Raw genomic sequence first — 24,714 nt, 5'->3', positions numbered from 1 at the left:
AAAATAAGAATCATACAATTTAAAGGAGGGCTTTAAATGAACGAAGCGGTCATGGCTGATATTAAAGTAATTGTATTTCAATTAAAAGATGAAGAGTACGGGGTAGAAGTTGAGCAAGTTCGATCTATTGAAAGAGTGGAGCACATTACTCGTGTTCCAAGTACACCTGATTTTGTTGAAGGAGTCATTAATCTTCGCGGAGTTGTCACACCAATAATTGACCTCCGTAAACGTTTTGGAATTGACGGCATTGATCATTCAGAAACAACGAGAGTGATCATTGTAACTGTAGGAGCTATGGATGTTGGATTGGTGGTTGATGCCGCTAACGACGTCATAGACATTCAAAGGGAAGCCATTGAGCCCCCGCCTGTTGTTGTTGGTGGATTAGAAGCTGAGTATATTCGCGGAGTCGCAAAACTAGAAAAACGATTATTAATTTTATTGAACTTGGATAAAGTATTAAATCCGAATGAAATCGAAGAAATGCAAGAGATAGAAGGAAAAATTTAATGCAAGATTTAAGTGAGATCCAATCACAACATTTAGATATTCTAAAAGAAGTCGGCAATATAGGAGCTGGGAACGCCGCTACGGCTTTGTCTCAAATGCTTAACAAAACGATTGATATGAAAGTTCCGGCAGTAAAGGTCGTGCCTTTCAATGAAATAAGTGATTCAGTTGGTGGAGAAGAGGCTGTCGTAGCGGCAGTTTTCCTTCGGATAGAGGGAGATGCTCCGGGAAACATGTTTTTTATGTTGCCAGTAGATGAAGCAAACGAATTAATTAGTCAACTGATTGGTAACCCCTCTCTTAATTTGAAAGATGATCCAATCGACGAGATGGGTGCATCGGCATTAAGTGAAGTAGGGAATATTTTGGCAGGGTCGTATTTATCTGCGTTGTCAGATTTCACTAAAATGAACTTACAACCGACACCGCCTGCCATAGCGGTTGATATGACAATGGCATTACTATCTGTTGGACTAGTGGAACTCTCAGAAGCCGGTGACTATGCTATTGTTATTGATACAGAAATTAATGAAAAGGACAAGGATAATTCGATCCAATCGAAAGGTCATTTCTTCCTTCTTCCAGATCCTGATTCATTAGACAAAATCTTTCTATCATTAGGAGTTCATTTGGATGAATAATTTAGTCAAAGTAGGAATGGCCGACCTAAACATGGCAACGCCACCGCAGACAATTCGAACATCAGGTCTTGGTTCTTGTGTAGGTGTAATTATCTATGATGAAACTACTAAAATTTGTGGGATGGCACATGTCATGTTACCAGATTCCTCTTTTGCTCGAACTGGTGTACTAAACCGAGCAAAGTATGCTGACACTGCTATTAGCGACCTGGTTGATCTAATTTCTGATGCTGGGGTATCTAAATTCCGCCTGCGAGCTAAAATAGCAGGAGGTGCTCAAATGTTTAAATTTACTTCCAATTCTCAGGCAATGAGAATTGGTCCTCGAAACGTTGAGGCTGTTAAACAAATTTTAATTGACTTAAAAATTCCAATTATATATGAGGATGTTGGTGGAAGTAGTGGTAGGACAATTGAATTTGACCCTTCGACAGCGGTTTTGGAGATTCGAACTGTAAATAAAGGTGTAGTTCAAGTGTAATGACACATAGGGAAAGGAGTGAAGGCAAGTTTGTTGCCATTTAACGGCAACTGTCACTCCGTAAGTTTAAAAGTGTACTTGCCTGTATTGCGATGAATAATAGCAGACAGACGTTTATGGTGACTTTTCCACTTGTGGGTTTTGCGATTGTGTTTATTGCTTCCATGTCAAATAATGAATGGGAAACATCATTATTTCGGGCGATTATCGCATTGCCACTTGGTTTGTTTTTTGGATTTTTGTTTAGTCAAGTGTGGAATTGGATTAGATTGGATTTAAAGAAAGTCAATTTATCTCCTGAACATCAGCATGATGAACAAACAACAGTTGTGGAAGAAGAGGAAACGAATGATTAAGTGAAAAAGAAATTTAAAAGGCAATTAACTGAGACTTAAGAACGAATAGGAGGATTCCTATGCCGAGAATGGACGAAACAAAATCACTCCAAGAAGATTGGGAAAGATGGTTAACGAAAAGAGATCCATCTTCTGGGGACCGATTAGTAGAGGCATATATACCATTGGTAGATTATCATGTTCAGCGAGTTAGTGTGAATTTACCACGGAGTGTCCAAAAAGATGATTTAAGAAGTCATGGAATGGTAGGGCTCTATGATGCCCTTGAAAAATTTGATCACTCAAGAGATTTGAAGTTTGATACATATGCATCTTTTCGAATTCGAGGAGCGATTATTGACGGATTAAGGCAAGAGGATTGGCTTCCTAGATCTATTCGTGATAAGTCAAAGAAAATTGAACGAATGATTGAATCAATGGAACAAAAACTCGGACGATTTGTAACCTCTAGTGAAATCGCTAATGAGTTAGGTTTAAAAGAGGAAGATGTTATTTATACAATGAATGAAAGTTTCTTGTCTAACCTGTTATCTATTGATGAACCAACCAAAGATTCGCAGAAAAATGACACTTACTCGTCATCGATTGTTGACCACCATACATTAACACCTGATCAAAGTATTGATAAAAAGTCTCAATACGAAGAATTAGCAGAAGTAATAAAAACGTTGAATGAAAATGAACAGTTAGTCATAACCCTATTTTATTTTGAAGAATTCACGTTGACCGAAATTGGTGAAGCATTGAATTTATCAACTTCTAGAATTTCTCAGATCCATTCGAAAACCTTATATAAACTTCAGCAGAAGTTAAAGAATGTTGATAGTGAGTTCTTTCATGGTTAAAAGTGATGTTTTCTATAAGAATAAGATGTTATCAACAAGTTAATTGAAGAGCGTTCTTTCTCCAATAGGAAGCCAACCATTTTAATTTGTCCGTATATTTTATATTGTCATGATTTTCGAAATGTTTCAGCTAAGAAAGGGGGAGCATGCCAATGGAAGATTTACATGATATTTTTGACCTGAGTGTTTCAAGTGATCATTTGCAAGTAACTTTAATGCAGCACCGACCATTGCCTGATGATCTAACAGTTGAGGACTTAACTAACTTTATCAAGGAATGCGGAATTACATATGGAGTCAATGAGAGTGCCTTAGCAGAAATAGTTTCTAAAGAGAGAGAATTACCAGCTATAATTGCGAAGGGACAATCACCAGTCAATGGAAAAGATGCGTATATTTTGTCTATTTTGGATCGAATAACGAAAGAATCAGAATCTGATTCTGATAAGTTGGATATCGATGATGTTGCCGAAATTAATTTAAGGAAAGTTATTGAGATTCCATCTGTAGCAACGGGCACTGTTGTTGGTGAAAAAATAAGTCTAGTTGAGGGGGAACCTGGAACGTCGGTCTATAGTGAAGCGATTCCTGCAAAACCGGGAAGAGACGTCAAATTAAGACCTGGAAAAAATACCCGAATTAGTAGTGATGGTTTAGAAGTTATTGCAACTGTTGATGGACAAGTCTCTGTTGAACCGAAAGTGATTCATGTTTTTCCAGTATTTGAAGTAAATGGAGACTTAGATTTAAAAGTAGGTAATATAGACTTTATTGGAAACGTAAACATTCGTGGAAACGTTCCATCAGGTTTCGAAATTAAAGCTAAGGGAGATATCCGTGTCCATGGTTCAGTAGAATCTGCAAACCTATATTCAGAAGGTTCTATTTTTATTCAACAAGGGGTAGTTGCACAAAATAGCGGCTTAATACACGCTGAGGAAGAAGTGAAAGTGGCTTTTCTGAACCAAGCTAACGTTGTTGCAGGAGCAGATGTTAATGTTTCAAAATCTATTCTTCAGAGTAACGTTGAAGCAAAAGGGTACGTATTCTGTAAACAAGGGAGAGGAAATATCGTTGGTGGCATGGTCTCCTCTGGTAAAGGGATTGAAGTAAATGAAGTAGGAAACCATATGAGCACACCAACTACTCTTTTTTTAGGAATAAGTCAACAAGTAGTTAATACTGAAAAAAAATACAAACAAGAGTTGAATGAAGCAGAAGTCGAAGTAAAGAAGTTGTTTGTCTTATTAAAGAGTTTAAGTGAAAAAGAAGCGAATCAGTCTTTAACACCAAAAGAAAAAGTCATGAAGTTGAGAGTACGTCAATCTTTATTGGAAACGAATGAAAAATTAAACAAAGCGAAAGACCAGTTAACCGACCTTCAAGAAATTTTTGAGAATCAAAAAGAGTCGCAAATCCGAATTTATAATACGGTTTATCCTAATGTAACTTTAAACTTCGGAAAGTATAAACGAAAAATCGTCACGAAACATGAGCGAGTTCTTTTTCGAGTTGAACGAAGTGAAATTAAATTTGAACCGTTATAAAGGTTGGAGAATCATGTTATGATAAGGTTATAGTTTAACGTATTTTACAATTCGAAATTGATAAAATTAAAACGGCAAAATAGTAAAACTTCGTTTAAAAGGAGAAATTTTACGTCTCATGATAAAAGGGGTCTCTCATGGTATATTTAGTCATAATTAGCTTGACATTACATTTAGTTAGCTTTTTTGTGATGGTTATTCTTTATCAGAAAATTGAACAGCAGAAACCAGTTGACCAAGGGAAAACGATGAGAGAAATGGAAGATCTCCTCATATCTTACACATCAGAAATGAAGGAAAACAATGAACGGTTAGTTCGTCGGATGACAAAGTTGTCGCCTTCAAGCATTCCTGATACTCAAAGCGACGAAAAAAATCACGATTCTGGTGAACTTGATCAGAAAAACAATACACCTTCATCACTAGAGTCAATAGATGGTAAAGGAATGGACGATGAGGGACTAGTTTATCCGCACTATTCTCCCCCAATTTCATCCGGTGATAAGGATGAAGTTTCTTTGAATTCTTCTAGTACGGCTAACGTGCTCTCATTGAGTAAACAAGGGTACTCAGTAAGTGAGATAGCAAAAAGGTTACAAATGGGGGCTGGCGAAGTTGAGCTTCTTTTGAAGTTTTACAAGTAAATTTCGCTAGAATGCTTGTTATCAACGACATATTATGATATATTATTTCTCGGTGTTACTACACACGCTAATGGATTTTAATAAGGGTGCTTAATCATTTATAAGTCTTATTAGAAGTTGATATTGGCGGAGGAACAAAAAACCAGAGGAGGTGAGTGAAATGGCAGTGATTTCCATGAAACAACTATTAGAAGCAGGGGTACACTTCGGACATCAAACACGTCGTTGGAACCCTAAAATGGATCGCTACATTTTCACAGAAAGAAACGGTATTTACATCATTGACCTACAGAAGACGGTCAAGAAGGTTGACGAGGCATTTAATTTTGTTCGAGATTTAGCAGGACAAGGTGGGACAATGTTATTTGTCGGTACGAAAAAGCAAGCTCAAGATTCTGTTAAAGAAGAGGCTGAGCGCTGCGGAATGTACTTCATTAACCAACGTTGGTTAGGTGGAACTTTAACGAATTTTGATACGATTCGTAAGCGTATTGCTCGTTTAGTTCAACTTGAAACGATGGAAGAGGATGGGACATTTGATGTTCTTCCTAAAAAAGAAGTAGGTATTCTTAACAAAGAAAAGGACCGTCTTGAAAAATTCCTAGGCGGAATTAAAGAAATGAAACGATTACCAGATGCTTTGTTTATCATAGATCCTCGTAAAGAGCGTATCGCTGTAGCAGAAGCACATAAATTAAATATCCCAATCGTAGGGATTGTGGACACGAACTGTGATCCTGATGAGATTGACTATGTCATCCCAGGTAACGATGACGCAATTCGTGCGGTTCGTTTATTAACAGCAAAAATGGCAGATGCCATCATTGAAGCTAATCAGGGTGAAGAAGAAACAGCTTAATTTCTTCGTCCAAAAGGGTGATAGAGGGTTTGACCCTTTATCACCTTTTTTCACAAAAGAAAGAATAGGTTTTATTGAAATCGATCTTTTGATTGATAAGTAGCTTTGCGCTTTTTGATAAAATCAAGAATGATAAATTGATTACAATTAAGGAGGATTTTTAATGGCAATTTCAGCTAAAATGGTTAAAGAATTACGTGAGAAAACTGGCGCAGGTATGATGGACTGCAAAAAAGCACTAACGGCAACAGATGGTGATATGGATAAAGCAGTTGATTTTCTTCGTGAAAATGGTATTGCTAAAGCAGCTAAGAAAGCAGATCGTGTAGCAGCAGAAGGCTTGGCTCATATTGTGACAGAGGGAAATCAAGCTGTCATCGTTGAAATCAACTCAGAAACTGACTTTGTTTCTAAAAATGAAAATTTCATCAACATGGTTGATCAAATTGCACGTCATATTTTGAAGACAAATCCTTCTTCAGTCGAAGAGGCGCTTACTCAACAAGTTGAAGGTACTGACGGTTCACTGCAAGACTTTATTACAAATCAAGTTGCGAAAATTGGTGAGAAAATTTCACTACGTCGATTTGCTATTGTGACAAGTGGAGAAAATGAAACTTTTGGTGCTTACATTCATATGGGTGGACGTATTGGTGTTCTATCTCTTCTTTCAGGAACGGAAGATTCACAAGTTGCGAAAGATGTAGCAATGCACGCAGCAGCGCTTAATCCTAAATACGTTCGTCGTGAAGAAGTAGCAGAAGACGAAGTAAGTCGCGAGCGTGAAGTTCTTAAGCAACAAGCAATGAATGAAGGAAAACCAGAAAAAATTGTTGATAAAATGGTTGAAGGTCGTCTTGGTAAATTCTTTGAAGAAGTTTGTCTAAATGAACAATCTTTCGTTAAGGATAGTGACCAAAAAGTAGGCAAGTATGTTGCTTCTAAGGGTGCTGAAATCAAAACTTTCTATCGTTATGAAGTTGGAGAAGGCATGGAAAAGAGAGAAGACAACTTTGCAGAAGAAGTTATGTCTCAAGTAAATAAATAAGAATTAGTTTTTGGGAGGGGCACTTAGTGTCCCTTTTTCCGAAAAAAATAGTTTATTTGTAAGGTGCCTGCTTAAATACATTCATCTTGAAAAACGCTATGAAAATGGAGGGTATTATGGAGGAGACGAAATACAACCGTATTGTACTGAAATTAAGTGGAGAAGCGCTAGCTGGAGATCAAGGATTTGGTATTGATTCAGCGATGCTTCAGACGATTGCCGATCAAATCAAAGACATCATTGCACTTGATGTGGAAGTTGCTATTATTGTAGGTGGCGGAAATATTTGGCGAGGAATTGCTGGAAGTGCTAAAGGGATGGATCGTGCAACAGCAGATTATATGGGAATGCTCGCGACCGTGATGAATTCACTCGCCCTTCAAGATAGCCTTGAGAACACTGGTGTACAAACAAGGGTTCAAACTTCTATTGAAATGAGACAAGTTGCAGAACCATACATACGAAGAAGAGCGATTCGCCATTTAGAAAAGAAACGTGTAGTTATTTTTGCAGCAGGTACGGGAAACCCATATTTCTCTACAGATACAACAGCAGCCCTTAGAGCGGCAGAAATTGAAGCTGATGTAATTTTAATGGCTAAAAATAAAGTCGACGGTGTGTATAATGCGGACCCATCTGTTGATAAAGATGCGAAGAAATATGATCGTTTAACTTATTTGGATTTACTAAAAGATGGCTTACAAGTCATGGACTCCACTGCTTCGTCTCTCTGTATGGATAATGATATTCCGCTCATCGTATTCTCGATTTCTGAAAAAGGTAATATTAAAAAAGCAGTTATTGGTGAGGATATTGGAACAATTATAAGGGGGAAATAATAATGTCTAGTGACGTTTTAAAACAGGCAAAAGAAAAAATGGAGAAATCAATTGAAGCTTATAGAAGAGAGCTTGGTACGTTAAGAGCAGGTCGCGCAAACCCGTCGATCTTAGATAAAGTTCAAGTAGAGTATTATGGAATGATGACACCATTGAACCAGCTATCCTCCATAACTGTACCTGAAGGAAGAATGCTCCTTATTCAGCCATTTGACAAATCTTCTATTTCTGATATTGAAAAAGCTATTCAAAAAGCTGACCTTGGGCTTACCCCAACTAGCGATGGAAATATTATTCGAATTTCGATCCCGGCTTTGACTGAAGAGCGAAGAAATGATTTAGCTAAGTTGGTAGGGCGTTACACGGAAGAAGGCAAAGTAGCTGTTAGAAATGTACGTCGTGATGCAAATGATGAGTTAAAGAAAATGCAAAAGGATGCAGACATTACAGAAGACGAACAGCGTCGTGCACAAGACGATGTTCAAAAACTGACGGATACGATGATTAAATCAATTGAAGATATTGCCAAAAAGAAAGAAGATGAAATTCGCGAAGTGTAATTTAATTGCGACATGTTGGTTAAAAAGTAACACATAAAAGGCCTTCTCAACATGGGGGGCCTTTTATACTTTATTATTCGAAAAACCTAACGGGCTTGCTCAATCTATAGTTAAAAGAACTCGATGGATCGAGGTGAGCATTTACCAATGATTTAGTTGAGGAAGATAATGGGAACTAGGCGAAGAAGGATAGTTAATCATTAGATAGATGGAGCTATATTGTGGGAAAAATTAATTTCAAAGATTTCTTTCTTATATCAAGGTTTCGTTCGTGATAGAATAAGGAGTAAACCTTCAAGTTTTATGAAGAATACATAGTATATCTTTAATTTCAAATAGCAATATGACTAAGTAATCATTCATTAGAATCATGCTGGGGGAAAAATCATGCTCAACAAACTAATAGGAAGAAAAAAAAGTGAACAGATTAAAGTGGATCCTGTTCTTCAAGAGTTTTCAAAAGAAAATATCCCAGAGCACATTGCGATAATTATGGATGGAAATGGTCGATGGGCTAAAAAAAGAGGATTACCAAGAGTCGCAGGGCACCGAGAAGGAATGAATGTGATTCGAGAAATCGTTCGTTCATCAAATGAATTAGGTGTAAAGGTCTTAACACTTTATGCATTCTCAACGGAAAACTGGAAAAGACCTAAAACGGAAGTTGACTTTTTAATGCGGCTACCAGAGCGATTTTTAGGTGCGGAGTTACCTAGCCTGATTGAAGAGAATGTTGTTGTTCGAATGACTGGAGAAAGAGAAAAACTTCCTGAATATACAAAAAGAGCTGTCGATAAAGCTGTAGATGGAACAAAACAAAATAATGGTCTGATATTGAATTTTGCACTGAACTATGGAAGTCGATCAGAAATAATAGATGGGATTAAATCTATCTACCATGAGATTGATAAAGGGAAAATAAATATTAAAGATGTATCGGAAGCGATTTTGTCTGAACATTTAATGACATCTGATCTGGATGACCCTGATTTATTGATTCGAACGAGTGGAGAAATACGATTAAGTAATTTTATGCTTTGGCAACTTGCTTATTCTGAGTTTTGGTTTACAGATGTGTTATGGCCTGATTTTTCTGAAGAGCACCTTAAAGAAGCGATTTCTGCTTATCAGAATAGACAAAGAAGGTATGGCGGTGTTTAGAGAGGGGGAGGAACTGTGAAGCAAAGAATAATCACTGGCGTCATTGGAGGAGCTGCTTTTCTAACACTTATTGTAGTAGGTGATTTTCCATTTACTCTCCTGATGATCGTTTTGGCAACAATAGCTATGTGGGAATTATTAAGAATGAAACAAATTCGATCTCTTTCCTTTGGTGGCATAGTTGGCATGATTTTCATGTGGATTCTTTTGATCCCAGAATTTATTGTCAGTTTAGATTGGATTCATTTACAACGTTTAGAACTATTTCTGCTATTAATTGTTGTCCTTTTAGCCTTAACAGTCATAACAAAAAATGCGTTCACTTTTGATGAAGCGGGGTTTGTTATATTAGCTTCTGTATATGTTGGTTTAGGTTTTCATTATTTTATGTATGCTCGTTTTTTAGACAATGGTTTAGCAATGATTTTCTTTATTATCGTTTTAGTTTGGTCGACAGACTCCGGTGCATATTTTGCAGGGAGAGCCTTTGGGAAACGGAAACTTTGGCCTGAAATTAGTCCTAAAAAGACGATTGAAGGATCTATTGGTGGGACAGGCTTAGCAATTCTTATAGGCTCTGTTTATGTGATGTTTATACCAATTTTTACTTCTTGGCTAACTACAGCATTGTTTATGGTCGTCGTTTCGTTAACAGGACAACTAGGTGACTTAGTCGAGTCTGCATTAAAACGTCATTATGCTGTGAAAGATTCAGGGCACGTATTACCTGGGCACGGTGGGATTTTGGATCGGTTTGATAGTCTTATATTTGTGATGCCAATTATTTATTTATTAGGTTTCTTTTAGAAGTAGTACTTGGGGTACAGCTTGAAAACTTAACTTTGTGAGTGAGATAACGATTTAGTTTAATAAGATAATTTGGGAGTTACGTGAGGGGTTATTTTTATGAAATATATTAATCTTATTGGTTCGACAGGGTCGATCGGTGTACAAACATTAGATGTTATCCGCTCTCATCCTGATCAATTTCAGATAGAAGCATTAAGTTTTGGTCATAATGTTGAAGTAGGAATGAAACAAGTAGAAGAATTCCGACCGACAATAATTAGCTGCTCGACAAAAGAAGCAGCGGAGAAGATCACTCAACAACTTACATATCCAGCTGTTGTATTAGACGGACAGCAAGGGTTAATTGAGGTTGCTACATATGGAGATTCTGATCTATTAGTTAACGCAGTAATGGGCCGCATTGGACTTGAGCCGACCTTAAAGGCAATTGAAGCTGGGAAAGATATCGCTATTGCGAACAAAGAAACACTCGTTACCGCAGGTCATATTGTTACGGAAGTGAGCAGAAAAAAAGGGACAAAAATCATTCCGGTTGATAGTGAGCACTCTGCAATTTATCAATGTTTGCATGGAAATAGTGAAAAAGAAGTTTCAAAGCTAATTCTTACTGCATCTGGAGGAAGTTTTCGTGACTTAACGAGAGAAGAATTAAAAAGTGTGACAGTTAATGATGCATTGAAACATCCTAACTGGCAAATGGGAGCTAAAATCACGATTGATTCGGCGACGATGATGAATAAAGGTCTCGAAGTCATTGAAGCTAAATGGTTATTTAACATGCCGTATGAAAAAATTGACGTTCTTCTTCATAAAGAAAGTATGATTCACTCGATGGTCGAATACATTGACGGTAGTATACTTGCTCATTTGGGTACCCCTGATATGAGAGTTCCAATTCAGTATGCTCTTTCTCAACCAGACAGGCTTGATTTAAAGGGTGGAGACAGGTTAAAATTATGGGAAGTAGGTTCTCTTCACTTTGAGAAGATGGACTATAAACGATTCAAATGTCTTGAAATGGCCTTTCAAGCTGGAATACAGGGAGGAATAACTCCAACGGTATTAAATGCAGCAAATGAAGTTGCCGTTTCGCTTTTCTTAGCAGGGAAAATATCATTTTTGGGGATTGAAGATATCGTTGATAGGGCTCTACAAACACACACTCCTATGAAAAATCCGTCTTTAGAAGACATCGTCTTTATCGATGAAGAGACACGACAAGCAGTGTTATCTAATATAAATTAGGCGTTTAATTGTAGGGTAGACATTTTGAGTTATTTCAAGTGATTTGCTTGAAAAGATTAACACTATCTTTCATTAAAAGCCATTAATTAAAGGGTGTGGGAAAAGAATGAATACACTAATAGCAGTTGTCGTTATTTTTGGTTTACTTGTTTTTATTCATGAGTGGGGTCATTTAGTATTTGCCAAGCGCGCAGGCATTCTATGCCGCGAATTTGCTATTGGATTTGGTCCTAAAATATTCTCATTCAAAAGAAATGAGACGTTGTATACGATTCGTTTACTTCCGTTAGGTGGGTTTGTTCGAATGGCTGGAGAAGACCCTGAAATGGTGCAAATCAAACCAGGGTATGAAATTGGTCTGCTCTTCAATGAGGCTGGGAAAGTCAATCGAATGATTATCAATAATAAATCGAAGCACTCTAATATTAAAATTATTCAAGTTGAAAAAATTGATCTTGAACATGATTTATTTGTTAAGGGATATATTGATGATGGTGAGGAGCTCGTTCAGTACGAAATCGATGAGAAAGCTGAATATGTATACGACGAACTTGCGACACAAATTGCTCCATATGACCGACAATTTGCATCTAAAACAGTTGGACAAAGAGCACTAGCAATAGTTGCAGGTCCTTTTATGAACTTTGTTTTAGCAGTGGTTGTATTGATGACCTACGCGATGATTGCTGGAATGCCATTAGATGAGGCGGTTGTTGGTGATGTGACTGATGATGGTGTAGCGATTGAAGCTGGACTTGAAAGCGGAGATAGAGTAGTCGCTATTGATGGTGAACAAGTAGATACGTGGGGCGAAATGACCACGATCATTCAGGATCATCCTAGTGAACCGCTTGAATTTGAAATAGATCGCGACGGAGAACGATTTGCCGTTACTATGACAACTCAAGAAAGATTAGGTCCAGAAGAAGAACAGCAAGGTGTTATTGGTGTGATGGCACCAATGGAGAAAGACTTTGCTGGAGCAGTTGCGTTTGGTTTTACGCAAACCTACGAATACACCAAACTTATTTTTGAAGCACTTGGAATGTTGATTACTGGTGAATTTAGTTTGGATCACCTTGCTGGACCGGTTGGGATTTACAACTATACAGGAGAAGTTGCTGCGATGGGAATTCTACTTCTTTTACAATGGGCAGCAATTTTAAGTGTCAACTTAGGGATTATTAATTTGCTTCCACTGCCAGCATTGGATGGAGGCCGACTAGTATTCATTATACTAGAAGGAATCCGCGGCAAACCTATCGATCCACAAAAAGAAGGAATTGTCCATTTTATTGGTTTTGCTTTACTGATGTTGTTAATGTTAGCTGTTACATGGAATGATATTAATCAATTTTTCCTATAAACGATGCTAATAACGCTTAACATCGCCCGATTAAACAGGGTTTGGTTTTGATAATAAATGAAGGCAGAGGTGGCTTTAGATTGAGACAAAATACGTATTTAGCACCAACCTTACGAGATGTTCCAAATGATGCAGAAGTAATAAGTCATCAATTAATGTTAAGGGCAGGACTGATTCGACAAAGTGCTTCAGGGGTGTATTCTTTTCTACCACTTGGGTTAAAAGTATTACAAAAAGTAGAAAATATCGTTCGCGATGAGATGAATCGAGCAGGAGCGCAAGAAATGTTTATGCCTTCTATTCAGCCGGCAGAATTGTGGCAGGAATCTGGAAGATGGGATGCCTATGGACCTGAGTTAATGAGGTTTAAAGATCGTCATGATCGTGAATTCGCTCTTGGTCCAACTCATGAAGAAGTGATCACGACAATTGTTAGAGATGACGTCAGTTCGTATAAAAAGCTACCAATGACGCTTTACCAAATCCAAACGAAATTTCGAGATGAACGTAGACCTAGATTTGGGATTTTACGTGGAAGAGAATTCTTGATGAAAGACGCATATTCGTTCGATCGCGATTTCGAAGGTCTTGATGAGAGCTATCAGAAGATGTACGATGCGTATACGAAAATTTTTACCCGCTTTGACCTCAACTTTAGAGCTGTCGTAGCAGATTCTGGAGCAATGGGTGGAAAAGATACTCATGAATTTATGGTCCTTTCTAATATTGGGGAAGATACAATTGCTTATTCGGACTCATCTGATTTTGCAGCAAACATTGAAATTGCTCCTGTTAATGTTACATATGAGCAGTCTAATGAACCGAAATTAGAACGTGAAACTGTTGAAACTCCTGGGAAGAAGTCCATCGAAGACGTTAGTAAATTCTTAAATGTCAATCATAAAACGTGTATTAAATCAATGTTATTTATTGTTGATGAAAAGCCTGTTCTTGTATTAGTTCGTGGTGATCATGAAGTAAATGATATAAAAATTAAGCATTATTTTGAGGCGGAAATGGTTGAGTTAGCGACAGAAGATGAAACGACAAAATGGCTAAATAGTGAAACAGGATTTTTAGGGCCGGTTGGATTAGATCAACAAGTCACTTTAATTGCAGATTATGCAGTGGAAATGATCGTAAATGGTGTTTGTGGCGCAAACGAAATAGATAAGCACCTAAAGAATGTGAATCCAGGACGTGACTTTGACGTTTCTGCGTATACAGATTTGAGAAATATTCAAGAAGGTGATCCTTCACCAGATGGAAAAGGAATAATCAAATTTAAAGAAGGCATTGAAGTGGGACACGTGTTCAAATTAGGGACAAAGTATAGTGAAGCACTTGGTGCTACGTTTTTAAATGACCAAGGGAAGGCTAAACCAATGGTGATGGGTTCTTATGGTATTGGTGTGTCGAGAACTGTGGCTGCAATTATTGAAGAGCATCATGATGAAAATGGGATTGTTTGGCCATTAAGCGTTGCCCCTTTTCAATTGCACCTCATTCCTGTCAACATTAAACAAGATGATCAACGAGAGTTAGCTGAGAAATTGTATAAGCAATTAACGGACAAGCGATATGATGTTTTGCTCGATGATCGCGCCGAAAGACCAGGTGTTAAATTTAAGGATGCCGATCTCTTTGGTATACCATTGCGAATTACAATTGGTAAAAAAGCAAATGAAGGAATTGTGGAAGTGAAAGTGAGAAAAACAGGCGAAATGATTGAAGTCAAGATAGATGAACTTCAACATATCATTGAGAACTATGTAGGTTAATTTAGGTGGAATCCCTTGTCGGTACATGCGGCGATTAAGGGGTTCCATCTCCTGTTTTTTTTACTCCTAAGATGACTCTGAGGAGGGAAGTTATGAGTGAGGACAAGCAAATCAGGCAGGAACGTTTTCAATTATTAATGGAACAGGTGGTGATGCCTGGTGATTTAATATCGAATCATTTGCAAGGGTCATACATAGAAAAGCTAGAGGTTTATACGAAACAAAAGAAGTGGCACTTTCAATTTGTTATACCAGCAGTTCTTTCTTTCCAAGCATATGAATTATTTCATAGTCGTATTGTTGGTGGCTTAAAGCATATTGCTGATGTAGATATTACGATTCGATATGAAGAAAGTGTGCAATTGGATCAACACATACAAGCGTATTGGCCATACTTTGTTGAAAAGTTGAGAAGTGCAACGAATGGACTAATCCATCGTTTGCAGGAGCAAATTCCAGCTGTGACCGGAAACAAAATGATTATTGCTGTTTTGAATGATACAGAAGCTGAAATGATTCAACGAAGAGTATATGAACCTCTGCAAAAGATTTTTTCAGAAGTTGGTTTTGGTAAATTACAACTTGAAACGACGGTCAAAGAATCGAAAGAGGCAATGGAAAAATTTACTGAACAGAAAAAAGAAGAGGATCAAAATATCATTGTCGAAGCGATGATCGAAAAACAAAAACAGCAGGAGCAAGCGAAGGATATGTATCAAGGTCGCCCAGTGGCTATAGGTGGAGCGATAAAAGATAAAGTTCAGCCGATTGACGCGATTATTGAAGAGGAACGAAGTATCACGATACAAGGGTATGTTTTCCACTCAGAAATAAGAGAACTTAAAAGTGGAAGATCACTACTTATCTTTAAAATCACCGATTATACCGATTCCATTTTGATTAAGAAATTCTCTAGCGATAATAAAGAAGACGCTGCGATGTTAGAAGCTGTCAAAGAAGGCATGTGGCTAAAAGTTCGTGGAAGTGTCCAACACGATACGTTTATTCGCGACCTCACTATGATGGCGAAGGATATCCAACAAATCACGCCTTACGAGAAGCAAGATCAAGCACCAGATGATGAAAAACGTGTAGAACTTCACCTTCATTCACCGATGAGTCAAATGGATGCTGTATCATCAATGAGCTCATACGTGGAGCAGGCAAAAAAGTGGGGCCATAAAGCAATAGGGATTACTGACCACGCAGTTTTACAATCTTTTCCCGAAGCATATAGTGCTGGCGCAAAACACGATGTGAAAATTCTGTATGGCGTTGAAGCGAACCTCGTCGATGATGGCGTGCCGATTGCTTACAATGCTGCAGATCGAGAATTGAAGGATGAAACATATGTTGTTTTTGACGTTGAGACAACGGGACTTTCCGCTGTTTATAATACAATTATCGAACTAGCGGCTGTGAAAATTAAAGATGGCGAAGTGATCGATAGGTTTGAAGATTTTGCCAATCCGCACGAGAAATTGAGTCCATTGATTATTGAATTAACAGGTATTACTGATGATATGGTGGAAACAGCCCCTGAAATAGAAGACGTGTTGCGAAGGTTTCACGAATGGATCGCTGATGATATCTTAGTTGCCCATAATGCTAGTTTCGATATGGCCTTTTTAAATGCCGGGTATCAGCGAATTGGTTATGACAAGGTGTCAAATCCTGTTATAGATACGTTGGAGTTAGCTCGATTACTTTATCCGATTTTCAAAAATCACCGCTTAAATACGTTATGTAAAAAGTTTAATATTGAGTTAGTTGCCCATCATAGGGCGATTTATGATGCTGAAGCGACAGCTCATCTTCTTTGGAAATTAGTGAAAGATGCGATTGGAAAAGAAATACACACTCATAAAGCATTAAACGAGCAAACGACGTCAGATGATTATAAAAAGCAACGACCGAATCATTGCATTATCTATGCGAAAACAAAAGTTGGACTGAGAAACTTGTACAAACTTGTTTCCGTGTCTCATATTAATTACTTTTATAGAGTACCAAGAATTCCTCGCTCAGTGTTAGTGAAAAATAGAGAAGGTCTTCTCATCGGTTCAGCATGTGACAAAGGGGAAGTATTCGATGCCTTAATGCAGAAAACCCCTGAAGAAGTCGAAGAAATTGCATCATTTTATGACTATTTAGAAGTTCAACCTCCATCTAACTATCATCATTTAATTGAAAAAGAGATTGTGAGAGATGAATTAGCTATAAAAGATATGCTTAAAAACATTATTCAAATTGGCGACAACCTCGGGAAAAAAGTCGTTGCAACAGGCAATGTTCATTACTTAAATAAAGATGACCATATATACCGAAAGATTCTCATCGCATCTCAAGGAGGAGCGAATCCACTCAATAGACAAACGCTCCCGCAAGTTCATTTCAGAACGACAGACGAGATGCTTGATTGTTTTAAGTTTCTTCCAAAGGACAAAGCAAAAGAAATTGTCGTAACAAATTCTCAAGCGATTTCAGAGGATATCGATGAAATTAAACCGATTCCTGATGAATTGTTCACTCCACACATTGAAGGTGCAGATGAGGAAATGCGGGAGATGTGTTACAAGAGAGCAAAAAGTATTTATGGAGACGACTTACCTAAGTTAGTTGTTGATCGATTGGAAAAAGAACTAAGTAGTATCATTAGTAATGGTTTCTCGGTAATATATTTAATTTCGCAAAAACTTGTGAAAAAGTCGTTGGAAGATGGCTATTTAGTTGGTTCACGAGGATCTGTTGGTTCGAGTTTTGTTGCGACGATGACAGAAATAACCGAAGTAAATCCATTGCCGCCGCATTACGTCTGTCCATCTTGCCATTATTCTTATTTCTTTAACGATGGATCGGTAGGGTCAGGATTTGATTTGCCAGATAAGAAATGTGAGAAATGTGGCACAGATTATGCGAAAGATGGTCATGATATTCCCTTTGAAACATTTCTTGGCTTTAAGGGCGACAAGGTACCTGATATTGATTTGAACTTTTCTGGAGACTATCAATCGATCGCCCATAACTATACAAAGGAACTGTTCGGTGAAGATTATGTATATAAAGCTGGAACGATTGGAACCGTTGCTGAAAAAACGGCATATGGATTTGTGAAGGGCCATGAAGGAGACGAAGAACTCCAATTAAGAGGAGTTGAAATAGATAGACTTGTTTCTGGATGCACAGGAGTTAAAAGGACTACTGGACAGCATCCTGGTGGAATTATCGTCGTTCCGGACCATTTAGATATTTATGATTTTACCCCTATTCAGTTTCCAGCTGACGATCGGGAATCACAATGGAAAACAACGCACTTTGATTTCCATTCGATTCACGATAATTTGTTAAAACTAGATATTCTTGGGCATGATGATCCAACCGTGATTCGTATGTTACAAGATTTGAGCGGGATGGACCCGAAAGACATCCCAGTTGATGATCCAGATGTATTTAAAATTTTTGGTGGAACAGAAGTATTAGGTGTAACTGAAGATCAAATCATGTGTAAGACAGGAACGTATGGCATTCCTGAATTTGGGACACGATTTGTTCGGCAAATGCTCGAAGAAACGAAACCGAACACATTCAGTGAACTTGTTCAAATCTCTGGTCTTTCTCATGGATCGGATGTTTGGCTAAATAATGCAGCAGACCTAATTGCAAATGGAACTTGTGTCTTAAAAGATGTTATTGGTTGTCGTGATGATATCATGGTCTATCTTATCTACAAAGGCCTTGAGCATTCGTTAGCCTTTAAAATCATGGAGTTCGTTCGTAAAGGGAAAGGTCTTCAGGATGAATGGGTAGAAGAAATGAAGAAACATGGCGTTCCCGATTGGTATATTGGGTCATGTTTAAAAATCAAATATATGTTCCCAAAAGCTCACGCAGCTGCCTATGTACTTATGGCAATTCGGATTGCATATTTCAAGGTTCACCACCCAATTATGTTCTATGCTGCTTATTTTACAGTCCGAGCGGATGATTTCGAATTAGAAACGATGACTAGAGGTTCCGCTTCGATTCGCAAACGTGTTGAAGAAATCTATAGTAAAGGTCTTGATGCTACACCGAAAGAAAAAAGTTTAGTTACTGTTCTTGAATTGGCTCTTGAAATGAGTGAGAGGGGATTCTCTATTCAGAAAGTTGACTTATACCGTTCAAAGGCTAAGGAATTTCAAGTTGATGGCGATTCGTTGATTCCACCATTTAATGCTTTAACAGGCGTAGGGACAAACGCAGCTATCAACATTGAAAACGCACAAGCAGCTGGTGAATTCCTTTCTAAACAAGACCTGAGGGAACGGAGTAAAATTTCTAAAACGGTACTTGAGACTTTAGATGATCATGGTTGTCTTGATGGAATGTCTGATTCTAACCAAATGTCTTTGTTCTAATAAGGCGTTGAACAATCAAAAGCCAAGGCGTTGAACATTCAAAGCTGTTTGCATGGGACCTATGAATGTGGTATATTAATGAAGGACACAGATTATATTGACAGGAAAAAGAGTGGGGAAACCCACTCTTTTCTTTGCACTTAATGATTTTCCAATACTAGGAAATGTGATAATGAGGCTAAAATAAGTGAATGATATTTCTTAATGAAAAGGAGGTTCAGATATGTCTGACAATGTTCAAGCAAAAATAGAACGCCTTGCGATTCCGATAGTTGAAGATTTATCGATGGAATTAGTGGATGTTGAGTTTCAAAAAGAAGGAAAGAATTGGTTTTTACGAGTGTACATAGATCGCGATCAAGGGGTCGATCTTGATGATTGTTCAAAGGTAAGTGAAAAATTAAGTGAAGCGCTCGATAACAATGATCCGATTGAACAGGCATATTATTTGGAAGTATCTTCACCTGGTGCGGAACGGCCGTTAAAAAAAGGAAAAGATTTAGAAGCTGCGGTCGGAAAACACGTCCATGTGACAACATATGCCCCAATTGATGGTGAGAAAACCTTTGAAGGGAAACTTACCAACTTTGATGGTACGACATTGACGATTGAAATCAAGGTGAAGACAAGAACTGTCACAATGTCGATTCCTTATGACAAAGTGGCAAAAGCAAGGTTAGCGATTGTTTTTTAAATACGAGAGGGGGAACTGAACTCCATGAATAATGAATTTATGGATGCATTAGCAACCATTGAGAAAGATAAAGGAATTGATAAAGAAATTATCTTGGAAGCGATTGAGCAAGCATTAATTACAGGCTATAAGCGGAATTTTAATTCTGCTCAGAATGTCCGAGTTGACGTAGATCGTAAATCAGGAATGATTCGGGTATTTGCTCAGAAAGAAGTCGTTGAAGAGGTGTTTGATACACGTCTAGAAATTTCTTTAGAGGAAGCAAAATCGATAAATCCTCTGTATGAGGTAGATGATATTGTCGAAATCGAAGTAACGCCAAGAGACTTTGGACGAATCGCTGCACAGACTGCCAAACAGGTTGTCACACAGAGAGTAAGAGAAGCCGAACGAGGAATCATTTATTCAGATTTTATCGATCGTGAAGAAGATATTATGACAGGGATTGTTCAGCGTCAAGATCACCGCTTTATTTATGTTGATCTTGGAAGAGTAGAAGCTCTTATGCCTATTGGGGAACAAATGCCCAATGAAAGTTATAAACATAATGACCGTATAAAAGCGTTTATAACAAAAGTTGAAAAAACAACAAAAGGTCCACAAATTATGATTTCACGTTCTCATCCAGGCTTGCTAAAAAGACTATTTGAACTTGAAGTACCTGAAATTTACGACGGTACAGTGGAAGTGAAATCTGTATCACGTGAAGCGGGAGAACGATCTAAGATTTCCGTTCATGCTGAAGATTCGGAAGTAGACCCAGTTGGATCATGTGTTGGTCAAAGAGGGCAACGTGTTCAGACGATTGTAAATGAATTAAAAGGTGAAAAAATCGATATTGTTCGATGGTCAGAAGATCCTAAAGTTTATGTTGCAAATGCACTCAGCCCTTCGAAGGTTTTGCAAGTGAAGGTCAATGAAGAAGATAAGATGACACAAGTAGTTGTTCCCGATTATCAACTTTCCTTGGCTATTGGAAAACGTGGCCAAAATGCCCGATTAGCTGCTAAATTAACTGGATGGAAAATTGATATTAAAAGCCAAACAGATGCTGAAGAGCTCGGAATTTATCCTGATGAAGATGCGGAAATCGAAGAAGATGAAAATATTGACCTTAATTTAACAGCAGATGATGGAACAGAGGATGCAGAAGAATACGATGAGAAATAAGGAGGGGGATGATGGCTGTGAAAAAGAAAATACCCCTACGAAAATGTGTAATCACTCAAGAGATGAGACCGAAAAAAGAGATGATTCGAATCGTACGTTCGCCTGAAGGAGAAGTATTTATTGATCCCACTTCTAAAAAATCAGGTAGAGGCGCCTATATTTCAAACGATGCATCTGTCATTTCTGATGCCCAAAAAAAGGACAGTTTATCTAGGCATTTGAAAACAAAAGTGCCAGATACAATATACGAAGAACTACTTCATTTAAATAGTAAAGGGACTTTGTTATGATGAAACAGGGATGTAGTTCTCTTCTAGGTCTCATGCAACGAGCGAGACAGCTGATAACCGGGGAAGAACTGGTTGTAAAAGCGATACAAAGTAAAAAAGCTCATTTAGTTATTATTGCTTCAGATGCTTCAGAAAATACAATGAAAAAGATGACAGATAAATGTTCGTATTACAACATTCCTTATGTTGTTTTAGAAGATCGGTTTGTGATCGGCCAGGCGATTGGAAAAGCTGAAAGAGTAACTGTTGCAATTCTAGATAAAGGCTTTGCAAATAAATTCAACTCACTTATTGAGTAGAATTCAAACAAATAAATTATGGAAATGCAGATGTTCATTGGATGAATATAGGAGGTATGAATATGAGTAAAATGCGTATTTATGAATATGCCAAAGAAAATAATACAACTAGTAAAGAAGTGATTAGTCAATTGAAAAAGCTGGGAATAGAAGTAACAAACCACATGAGTGTGATTACAAACGATACAGTACAAAAACTAGAAAAAGAAAATGGGGGAAAAACCCAAACTGAACAAAGCGGAGGAAAATCATTGGTAAAATCTGATTCAAAAACACCTACTGCATCGAAGACTAAGACACAGAACAAACCGGTGAAAGAGGATGCATCAAAAAAACGGGCAAATGATGATAAGAACAAAGTCAAAAACAAAAATAAAGATCAGCAAAAAAACAAAAAACAAAACAATACTAGTAGTAAAAAAGCAGAAGTGAAAAAAGAAGTTTCTTCTAAACGCACATATACATTGCCGATTACTGTTGGAGAATTTGCAGAAACACTTAACAAAGAGCCATCTGAATTAATTAAAAAATTAATATCTCTTGGTGTTATGGCTACAATTAACCAAGAAATCGATAAAGATACGATTGCAATTCTTGCTGAAGAGTTTGACGTGGAAGTGGAAGAAGAGGTTATTGTAGATGAGACAGAATTTGAATCGATTATCGAAGATGATGATCCGGACCTTCTAGTAGAGCGGTCTCCAGTTGTTACGATCATGGGTCACGTTGACCACGGAAAAACAACTTTGTTAGATGGAATTCGTCATACAAAAGTTACTGCTGGTGAAGCAGGTGGAATTACGCAACATATTGGAGCTTACCAAGTAGAGGAAAATGGGAAGAAAATCACATTTCTAGATACTCCTGGTCACGCCGCGTTTACAACAATGCGAGCACGTGGAGCGCAAGTGACAGACATTACGATCCTTGTTGTTGCTGCGGACGATGGAGTTATGCCGCAAACGGTTGAAGCGATCAATCACGCGAAGGCAGCTGGCGTTCCAATTATTGTCGCCGTGAATAAAATAGATAAAGAAGGCGCTAATCCCGATCGTGTTATGCAAGAACTAACGGAACATGAATTAGTCGCAGAAGCATGGGGTGGAGAAACGATTTTTGTTAATGTATCTGCACTTAATGGTACTGGAATTGATGAACTACTTGAAATGATCTTACTTGTTTCAGAAGTAGGCGAATTAAAAGCTAATCCTGATAAAACAGCGATGGGAACAGTTGTGGAAGCCGAATTGAACCGAGGTAAAGGACCTGTAGCTACGTTGTTAGTGCAAGCAGGTACTCTCCATGTAGGAGATCCAATTGTTGTAGGGAATACCTTTGGTAAAGTTAGAGCGATGGTGAATGACCTAGGTCGTAAAGTCAAGACTGCTGAGCCATCTATGCCTGTAGAGATTACTGGATTGAATGCCGTTCCACAAGCAGGAGACCAATTTCGAGTTTTTAAAGATGAGAAGAAAGCTCGACAAATGGGTGAGGCGCGTGCAAGTAAACAACGTGTAGCAGATCGAAAAGAGACGTCTAGAGTTAGTCTTGACGATTTATTTGATCAAATTCAACAAGGTGAAATAAAAGAAATTAATGTCATTGTTAAAGCCGATGTTCAAGGTTCAGCGGAAGCAATGAAAGGTTCGCTTGAGAAAATTGAAGTGGAAGGTGTGAAAGTTAACATTTTACACACAGGTGTCGGTGCGATTGCAGAATCCGATGTCATTCTTGCTTCTGCCTCAAACGCAATTATCATTGGTTTCAATGTACGACCTGATGTTAACGCAAAACGAACAGCAGATGCTGAGAAAGTAGAAATTCGATTGCACCGAGTAATTTATGATGCGATCGAAGAGGTAGAAGCTGCAATGACGGGTATGCTGGATCCTATTTATGAGGAGAAAGTTATTGGTCAGGCGGAAGTTCGTCAAGTCTTTAAAGTATCTAAAATCGGTGCAATTGCAGGTTCATATGTAACAGATGGGAAAATCACTCGTGGTTCGTCTGTTCGTTTGATTCGTGATAGTGTTGTTGTTTTCGAAGGCGCCGTCCGTGATTTGAAGAGATTTAAAGACGATGTGAAAGAAGTAGCTAAGAACTATGAATGCGGAATTACCCTTGAAAATTACAACGATGTAAAAGTAGGGGATGTTATAGAAGCGTATATCATGGAAGAAATCAAGCGTTGATTTTAGCTTCCATCAGTGTTGAGGCACTTATTTACAATTCTCAATCTTTAAAAGACAAGCGGTCAATTACGAAAAGTGCCTCAACGAGAATAAAACAACGGTTGAATGTCTCTATAGCGGAAATAAATCACCAAGATGTTTGGCAACGTGTAGAGTGGGCTATCGTAACTGTAGGTACAGAAACAAAACAAGTAGAAAAAGAATTACACCGAGCGATTTCAATTCTTGAAACATACCAAGACCTTGAAATCACAAGGATTACTTGGGAGTGATCCTTTTAGTTAAAAGCAGAAGTTCCTTGGTGTAAATAGGAAGTAGTAGTTCCTGTTAATATTTATATTATCGATGGAGATATTATAAAAAAGGAGCTACGGTTTTTCCGGGATTATCAAATCATATGGTTTGTATTCACGTAAGAGAGTGAAAGCTTTTTCCGGCACTCCTGGAAAATGGAATTGGGCTAGGTTTATCGGCTGATTCCTCCGCGGATAGGCAAAGGAGCTCTCTTCACTGCTTTAAAGATAGGCTTTTTATTAGAAGTCTCGGCGTATAACGAGTACATTGCGCTTTATGATAGGAGTGACATGAAATGAGTAAAGTTCGTGCGAATCGTGTGGGAGAACAAATTAAGAAAGAATTAACAGACATCATCCAACGTGATTTAAAAGATCCTCGTATCGGGTTTGTTACCGTAACAGCAGTCGATGTAACGGGGGATTTACAACAAGCGACAGCATTTATCACCGTATATGGTGATGATGAGGAACGAAAGAAAACACTACAAGCATTAGAAACAGCGAATGGATTTATTCGTTCAGAAATTGGCAAAAGAATTCATCTGCGGAAAACTCCTGAAATGTCCTTTACTTTCGATGAAAGTTTTGAACATGGTAGTCGAATTGATGAATTGCTCCGAAAACTTAATCAAGAAGATAAATAGTTGACAAGGGGATAGAGGGATATCTATCTCCTTTTC

Annotated in this window: 24 protein-coding genes; all 24 read left to right on the top strand. The window is 37.9% G+C overall.

What is annotated here, in order from left to right:
• The first annotated feature begins 36 nt into the window (after positions 1–36).
• On the top strand, positions 37–513 hold the full coding sequence (locus ACM26V_RS08180; protein ID WP_416150929.1) for a chemotaxis protein CheW: 477 nt from the start codon (positions 37–39) through the stop codon (positions 511–513).
• A complete protein-coding gene (locus ACM26V_RS08175; RefSeq protein WP_416150928.1) occupies positions 513–1,154 on the top strand; it encodes a chemotaxis protein CheC in 642 nt (213 codons plus the stop codon). Before ACM26V_RS08180 ends, ACM26V_RS08175 begins: the two co-directional genes overlap by 1 nt.
• Positions 1,147–1,635 carry a chemotaxis protein CheD gene (locus ACM26V_RS08170; protein ID WP_416150927.1) on the top strand — a complete coding sequence of 163 codons (489 nt, stop codon included), beginning with the start codon at positions 1,147–1,149 and terminating at the stop codon, positions 1,633–1,635. The genes ACM26V_RS08175 and ACM26V_RS08170 overlap by 8 nt, the downstream gene beginning before the upstream one ends.
• A 92-nt stretch (positions 1,636–1,727) precedes the next feature.
• Positions 1,728–1,991, top strand: coding sequence for a hypothetical protein (locus ACM26V_RS08165; RefSeq protein ID WP_416150926.1), 264 nt, complete (start codon positions 1,728–1,730; stop codon positions 1,989–1,991).
• A 59-nt stretch (positions 1,992–2,050) separates the two neighbouring features.
• The gene (locus ACM26V_RS08160) at positions 2,051–2,836 is read left to right on the top strand and encodes a FliA/WhiG family RNA polymerase sigma factor (RefSeq protein ID WP_416150925.1); all 786 of its coding nucleotides are present in this window, start codon (positions 2,051–2,053) and stop codon (positions 2,834–2,836) included.
• 152 nt (positions 2,837–2,988) lie between these two features.
• Positions 2,989–4,383, top strand: a complete 1,395-nt coding sequence (locus ACM26V_RS08155; RefSeq protein ID WP_416150924.1) for a DUF342 domain-containing protein — start codon at positions 2,989–2,991, stop codon at positions 4,381–4,383.
• Between the two features lie 137 nt (positions 4,384–4,520).
• Positions 4,521–5,027 carry a DUF6115 domain-containing protein gene (locus ACM26V_RS08150; RefSeq protein ID WP_416150923.1) on the top strand — a complete coding sequence of 169 codons (507 nt, stop codon included), beginning with the start codon at positions 4,521–4,523 and terminating at the stop codon, positions 5,025–5,027.
• Positions 5,028–5,187: 160 nt separating this feature from the next.
• Positions 5,188–5,886, top strand: a complete 699-nt coding sequence (gene rpsB, locus ACM26V_RS08145) for a 30S ribosomal protein S2 (RefSeq protein ID WP_416150922.1) — start codon at positions 5,188–5,190, stop codon at positions 5,884–5,886.
• A 163-nt stretch (positions 5,887–6,049) separates the two neighbouring features.
• Positions 6,050–6,934 carry a translation elongation factor Ts gene (gene tsf / locus ACM26V_RS08140; RefSeq protein ID WP_416150921.1) on the top strand — a complete coding sequence of 295 codons (885 nt, stop codon included), beginning with the start codon at positions 6,050–6,052 and terminating at the stop codon, positions 6,932–6,934.
• A gap of 116 nt (positions 6,935–7,050) precedes the next feature.
• The gene (gene pyrH, locus ACM26V_RS08135; protein ID WP_416150920.1) at positions 7,051–7,773 is read left to right on the top strand and encodes a UMP kinase; all 723 of its coding nucleotides are present in this window, start codon (positions 7,051–7,053) and stop codon (positions 7,771–7,773) included.
• A gap of 2 nt (positions 7,774–7,775) precedes the next feature.
• Positions 7,776–8,333, top strand: coding sequence for a ribosome recycling factor (gene frr / locus ACM26V_RS08130; RefSeq protein WP_416150919.1), 558 nt, complete (start codon positions 7,776–7,778; stop codon positions 8,331–8,333).
• A gap of 387 nt (positions 8,334–8,720) precedes the next feature.
• On the top strand, positions 8,721–9,494 hold the full coding sequence (locus tag ACM26V_RS08125) for an isoprenyl transferase (protein ID WP_416150918.1): 774 nt from the start codon (positions 8,721–8,723) through the stop codon (positions 9,492–9,494).
• A gap of 15 nt (positions 9,495–9,509) precedes the next feature.
• Positions 9,510–10,301, top strand: coding sequence for a phosphatidate cytidylyltransferase (locus tag ACM26V_RS08120; protein ID WP_416150917.1), 792 nt, complete (start codon positions 9,510–9,512; stop codon positions 10,299–10,301).
• A 99-nt stretch (positions 10,302–10,400) separates the two neighbouring features.
• On the top strand, positions 10,401–11,549 hold the full coding sequence (locus ACM26V_RS08115) for a 1-deoxy-D-xylulose-5-phosphate reductoisomerase (RefSeq protein WP_416150916.1): 1,149 nt from the start codon (positions 10,401–10,403) through the stop codon (positions 11,547–11,549).
• A gap of 106 nt (positions 11,550–11,655) precedes the next feature.
• Positions 11,656–12,915 (top strand): RIP metalloprotease RseP, encoded by a 1,260-nt coding sequence (gene rseP / locus ACM26V_RS08110; protein WP_416150915.1) that lies wholly within the window; start codon positions 11,656–11,658, stop codon positions 12,913–12,915.
• A gap of 80 nt (positions 12,916–12,995) precedes the next feature.
• Positions 12,996–14,696, top strand: a complete 1,701-nt coding sequence (locus tag ACM26V_RS08105) for a proline--tRNA ligase (RefSeq protein ID WP_416150914.1) — start codon at positions 12,996–12,998, stop codon at positions 14,694–14,696.
• Between the two features lie 92 nt (positions 14,697–14,788).
• A complete protein-coding gene (locus ACM26V_RS08100; RefSeq protein WP_416150913.1) occupies positions 14,789–19,093 on the top strand; it encodes a PolC-type DNA polymerase III in 4,305 nt (1,434 codons plus the stop codon).
• Positions 19,094–19,316: 223 nt separating this feature from the next.
• Entirely contained in the window at positions 19,317–19,787 is a 471-nt protein-coding gene (gene rimP, locus ACM26V_RS08095; protein ID WP_416150912.1) for a ribosome maturation factor RimP, read from the top strand.
• Positions 19,788–19,811: 24 nt separating this feature from the next.
• Complete coding sequence (nusA, locus tag ACM26V_RS08090; RefSeq protein WP_416150911.1) at positions 19,812–20,957, top strand: transcription termination factor NusA; 1,146 nt, start codon at positions 19,812–19,814, stop codon at positions 20,955–20,957.
• 11 nt (positions 20,958–20,968) lie between these two features.
• The gene (gene rnpM / locus ACM26V_RS08085) at positions 20,969–21,247 is read left to right on the top strand and encodes an RNase P modulator RnpM (RefSeq protein ID WP_416151824.1); all 279 of its coding nucleotides are present in this window, start codon (positions 20,969–20,971) and stop codon (positions 21,245–21,247) included.
• A complete protein-coding gene (locus ACM26V_RS08080) occupies positions 21,247–21,546 on the top strand; it encodes a YlxQ family RNA-binding protein (protein WP_416151823.1) in 300 nt (99 codons plus the stop codon). The genes rnpM and ACM26V_RS08080 overlap by 1 nt, the downstream gene beginning before the upstream one ends.
• 62 nt (positions 21,547–21,608) lie before the next feature.
• On the top strand, positions 21,609–23,738 hold the full coding sequence (infB, locus tag ACM26V_RS08075) for a translation initiation factor IF-2 (protein WP_416150910.1): 2,130 nt from the start codon (positions 21,609–21,611) through the stop codon (positions 23,736–23,738).
• Positions 23,735–24,010, top strand: coding sequence for a DUF503 domain-containing protein (locus tag ACM26V_RS08070; RefSeq protein WP_416150909.1), 276 nt, complete (start codon positions 23,735–23,737; stop codon positions 24,008–24,010). The genes infB and ACM26V_RS08070 overlap by 4 nt, the downstream gene beginning before the upstream one ends.
• A gap of 317 nt (positions 24,011–24,327) precedes the next feature.
• On the top strand, positions 24,328–24,678 hold the full coding sequence (gene rbfA, locus ACM26V_RS08065; protein WP_416150908.1) for a 30S ribosome-binding factor RbfA: 351 nt from the start codon (positions 24,328–24,330) through the stop codon (positions 24,676–24,678).
• Positions 24,679–24,714: the final 36 nt, after the last annotated feature.

The sequence above is a fragment of the Salipaludibacillus sp. HK11 genome (genome assembly GCF_047795645.1).
Classification (GTDB): Bacteria; Bacillota; Bacilli; order Bacillales; family Salisediminibacteriaceae; genus Salipaludibacillus.
Note: the sequence above shows the minus strand (reverse complement) of the source record. Positions and strands in the feature narration are given on the sequence as shown.

Bases quoted from the DNA above. Each gene is read 5' to 3' on its own strand.
- infB (WP_416150910.1), top strand. From the start codon at position 21,609: ATGAGTAAAATGCGTATTTATGAATATGCCAAAGAAAATAATACAACT.
- ACM26V_RS08080 (WP_416151823.1), top strand. From the start codon at position 21,247: ATGAAACAGGGATGTAGTTCTCTTCTAGGTCTCATGCAACGAGCGAGA.
- frr (WP_416150919.1), top strand. From the start codon at position 7,776: ATGTCTAGTGACGTTTTAAAACAGGCAAAAGAAAAAATGGAGAAATCA.
- rpsB (WP_416150922.1), top strand. From the start codon at position 5,188: ATGGCAGTGATTTCCATGAAACAACTATTAGAAGCAGGGGTACACTTC.
- ACM26V_RS08150 (WP_416150923.1), top strand. From the start codon at position 4,521: ATGGTATATTTAGTCATAATTAGCTTGACATTACATTTAGTTAGCTTT.
- ACM26V_RS08160 (WP_416150925.1), top strand. From the start codon at position 2,051: ATGCCGAGAATGGACGAAACAAAATCACTCCAAGAAGATTGGGAAAGA.
- rnpM (WP_416151824.1), top strand. From the start codon at position 20,969: ATGGCTGTGAAAAAGAAAATACCCCTACGAAAATGTGTAATCACTCAA.
- ACM26V_RS08100 (WP_416150913.1), top strand. From the start codon at position 14,789: ATGAGTGAGGACAAGCAAATCAGGCAGGAACGTTTTCAATTATTAATG.
- ACM26V_RS08155 (WP_416150924.1), top strand. From the start codon at position 2,989: ATGGAAGATTTACATGATATTTTTGACCTGAGTGTTTCAAGTGATCAT.
- ACM26V_RS08180 (WP_416150929.1), top strand. From the start codon at position 37: ATGAACGAAGCGGTCATGGCTGATATTAAAGTAATTGTATTTCAATTA.
- rseP (WP_416150915.1), top strand. From the start codon at position 11,656: ATGAATACACTAATAGCAGTTGTCGTTATTTTTGGTTTACTTGTTTTT.
- nusA (WP_416150911.1), top strand. From the start codon at position 19,812: ATGAATAATGAATTTATGGATGCATTAGCAACCATTGAGAAAGATAAA.
- rbfA (WP_416150908.1), top strand. From the start codon at position 24,328: ATGAGTAAAGTTCGTGCGAATCGTGTGGGAGAACAAATTAAGAAAGAA.
- pyrH (WP_416150920.1), top strand. From the start codon at position 7,051: ATGGAGGAGACGAAATACAACCGTATTGTACTGAAATTAAGTGGAGAA.
- ACM26V_RS08165 (WP_416150926.1), top strand. From the start codon at position 1,728: ATGAATAATAGCAGACAGACGTTTATGGTGACTTTTCCACTTGTGGGT.
- rimP (WP_416150912.1), top strand. From the start codon at position 19,317: ATGTCTGACAATGTTCAAGCAAAAATAGAACGCCTTGCGATTCCGATA.
- tsf (WP_416150921.1), top strand. From the start codon at position 6,050: ATGGCAATTTCAGCTAAAATGGTTAAAGAATTACGTGAGAAAACTGGC.
- ACM26V_RS08170 (WP_416150927.1), top strand. From the start codon at position 1,147: ATGAATAATTTAGTCAAAGTAGGAATGGCCGACCTAAACATGGCAACG.
- ACM26V_RS08115 (WP_416150916.1), top strand. From the start codon at position 10,401: ATGAAATATATTAATCTTATTGGTTCGACAGGGTCGATCGGTGTACAA.
- ACM26V_RS08175 (WP_416150928.1), top strand. From the start codon at position 513: ATGCAAGATTTAAGTGAGATCCAATCACAACATTTAGATATTCTAAAA.
- ACM26V_RS08125 (WP_416150918.1), top strand. From the start codon at position 8,721: ATGCTCAACAAACTAATAGGAAGAAAAAAAAGTGAACAGATTAAAGTG.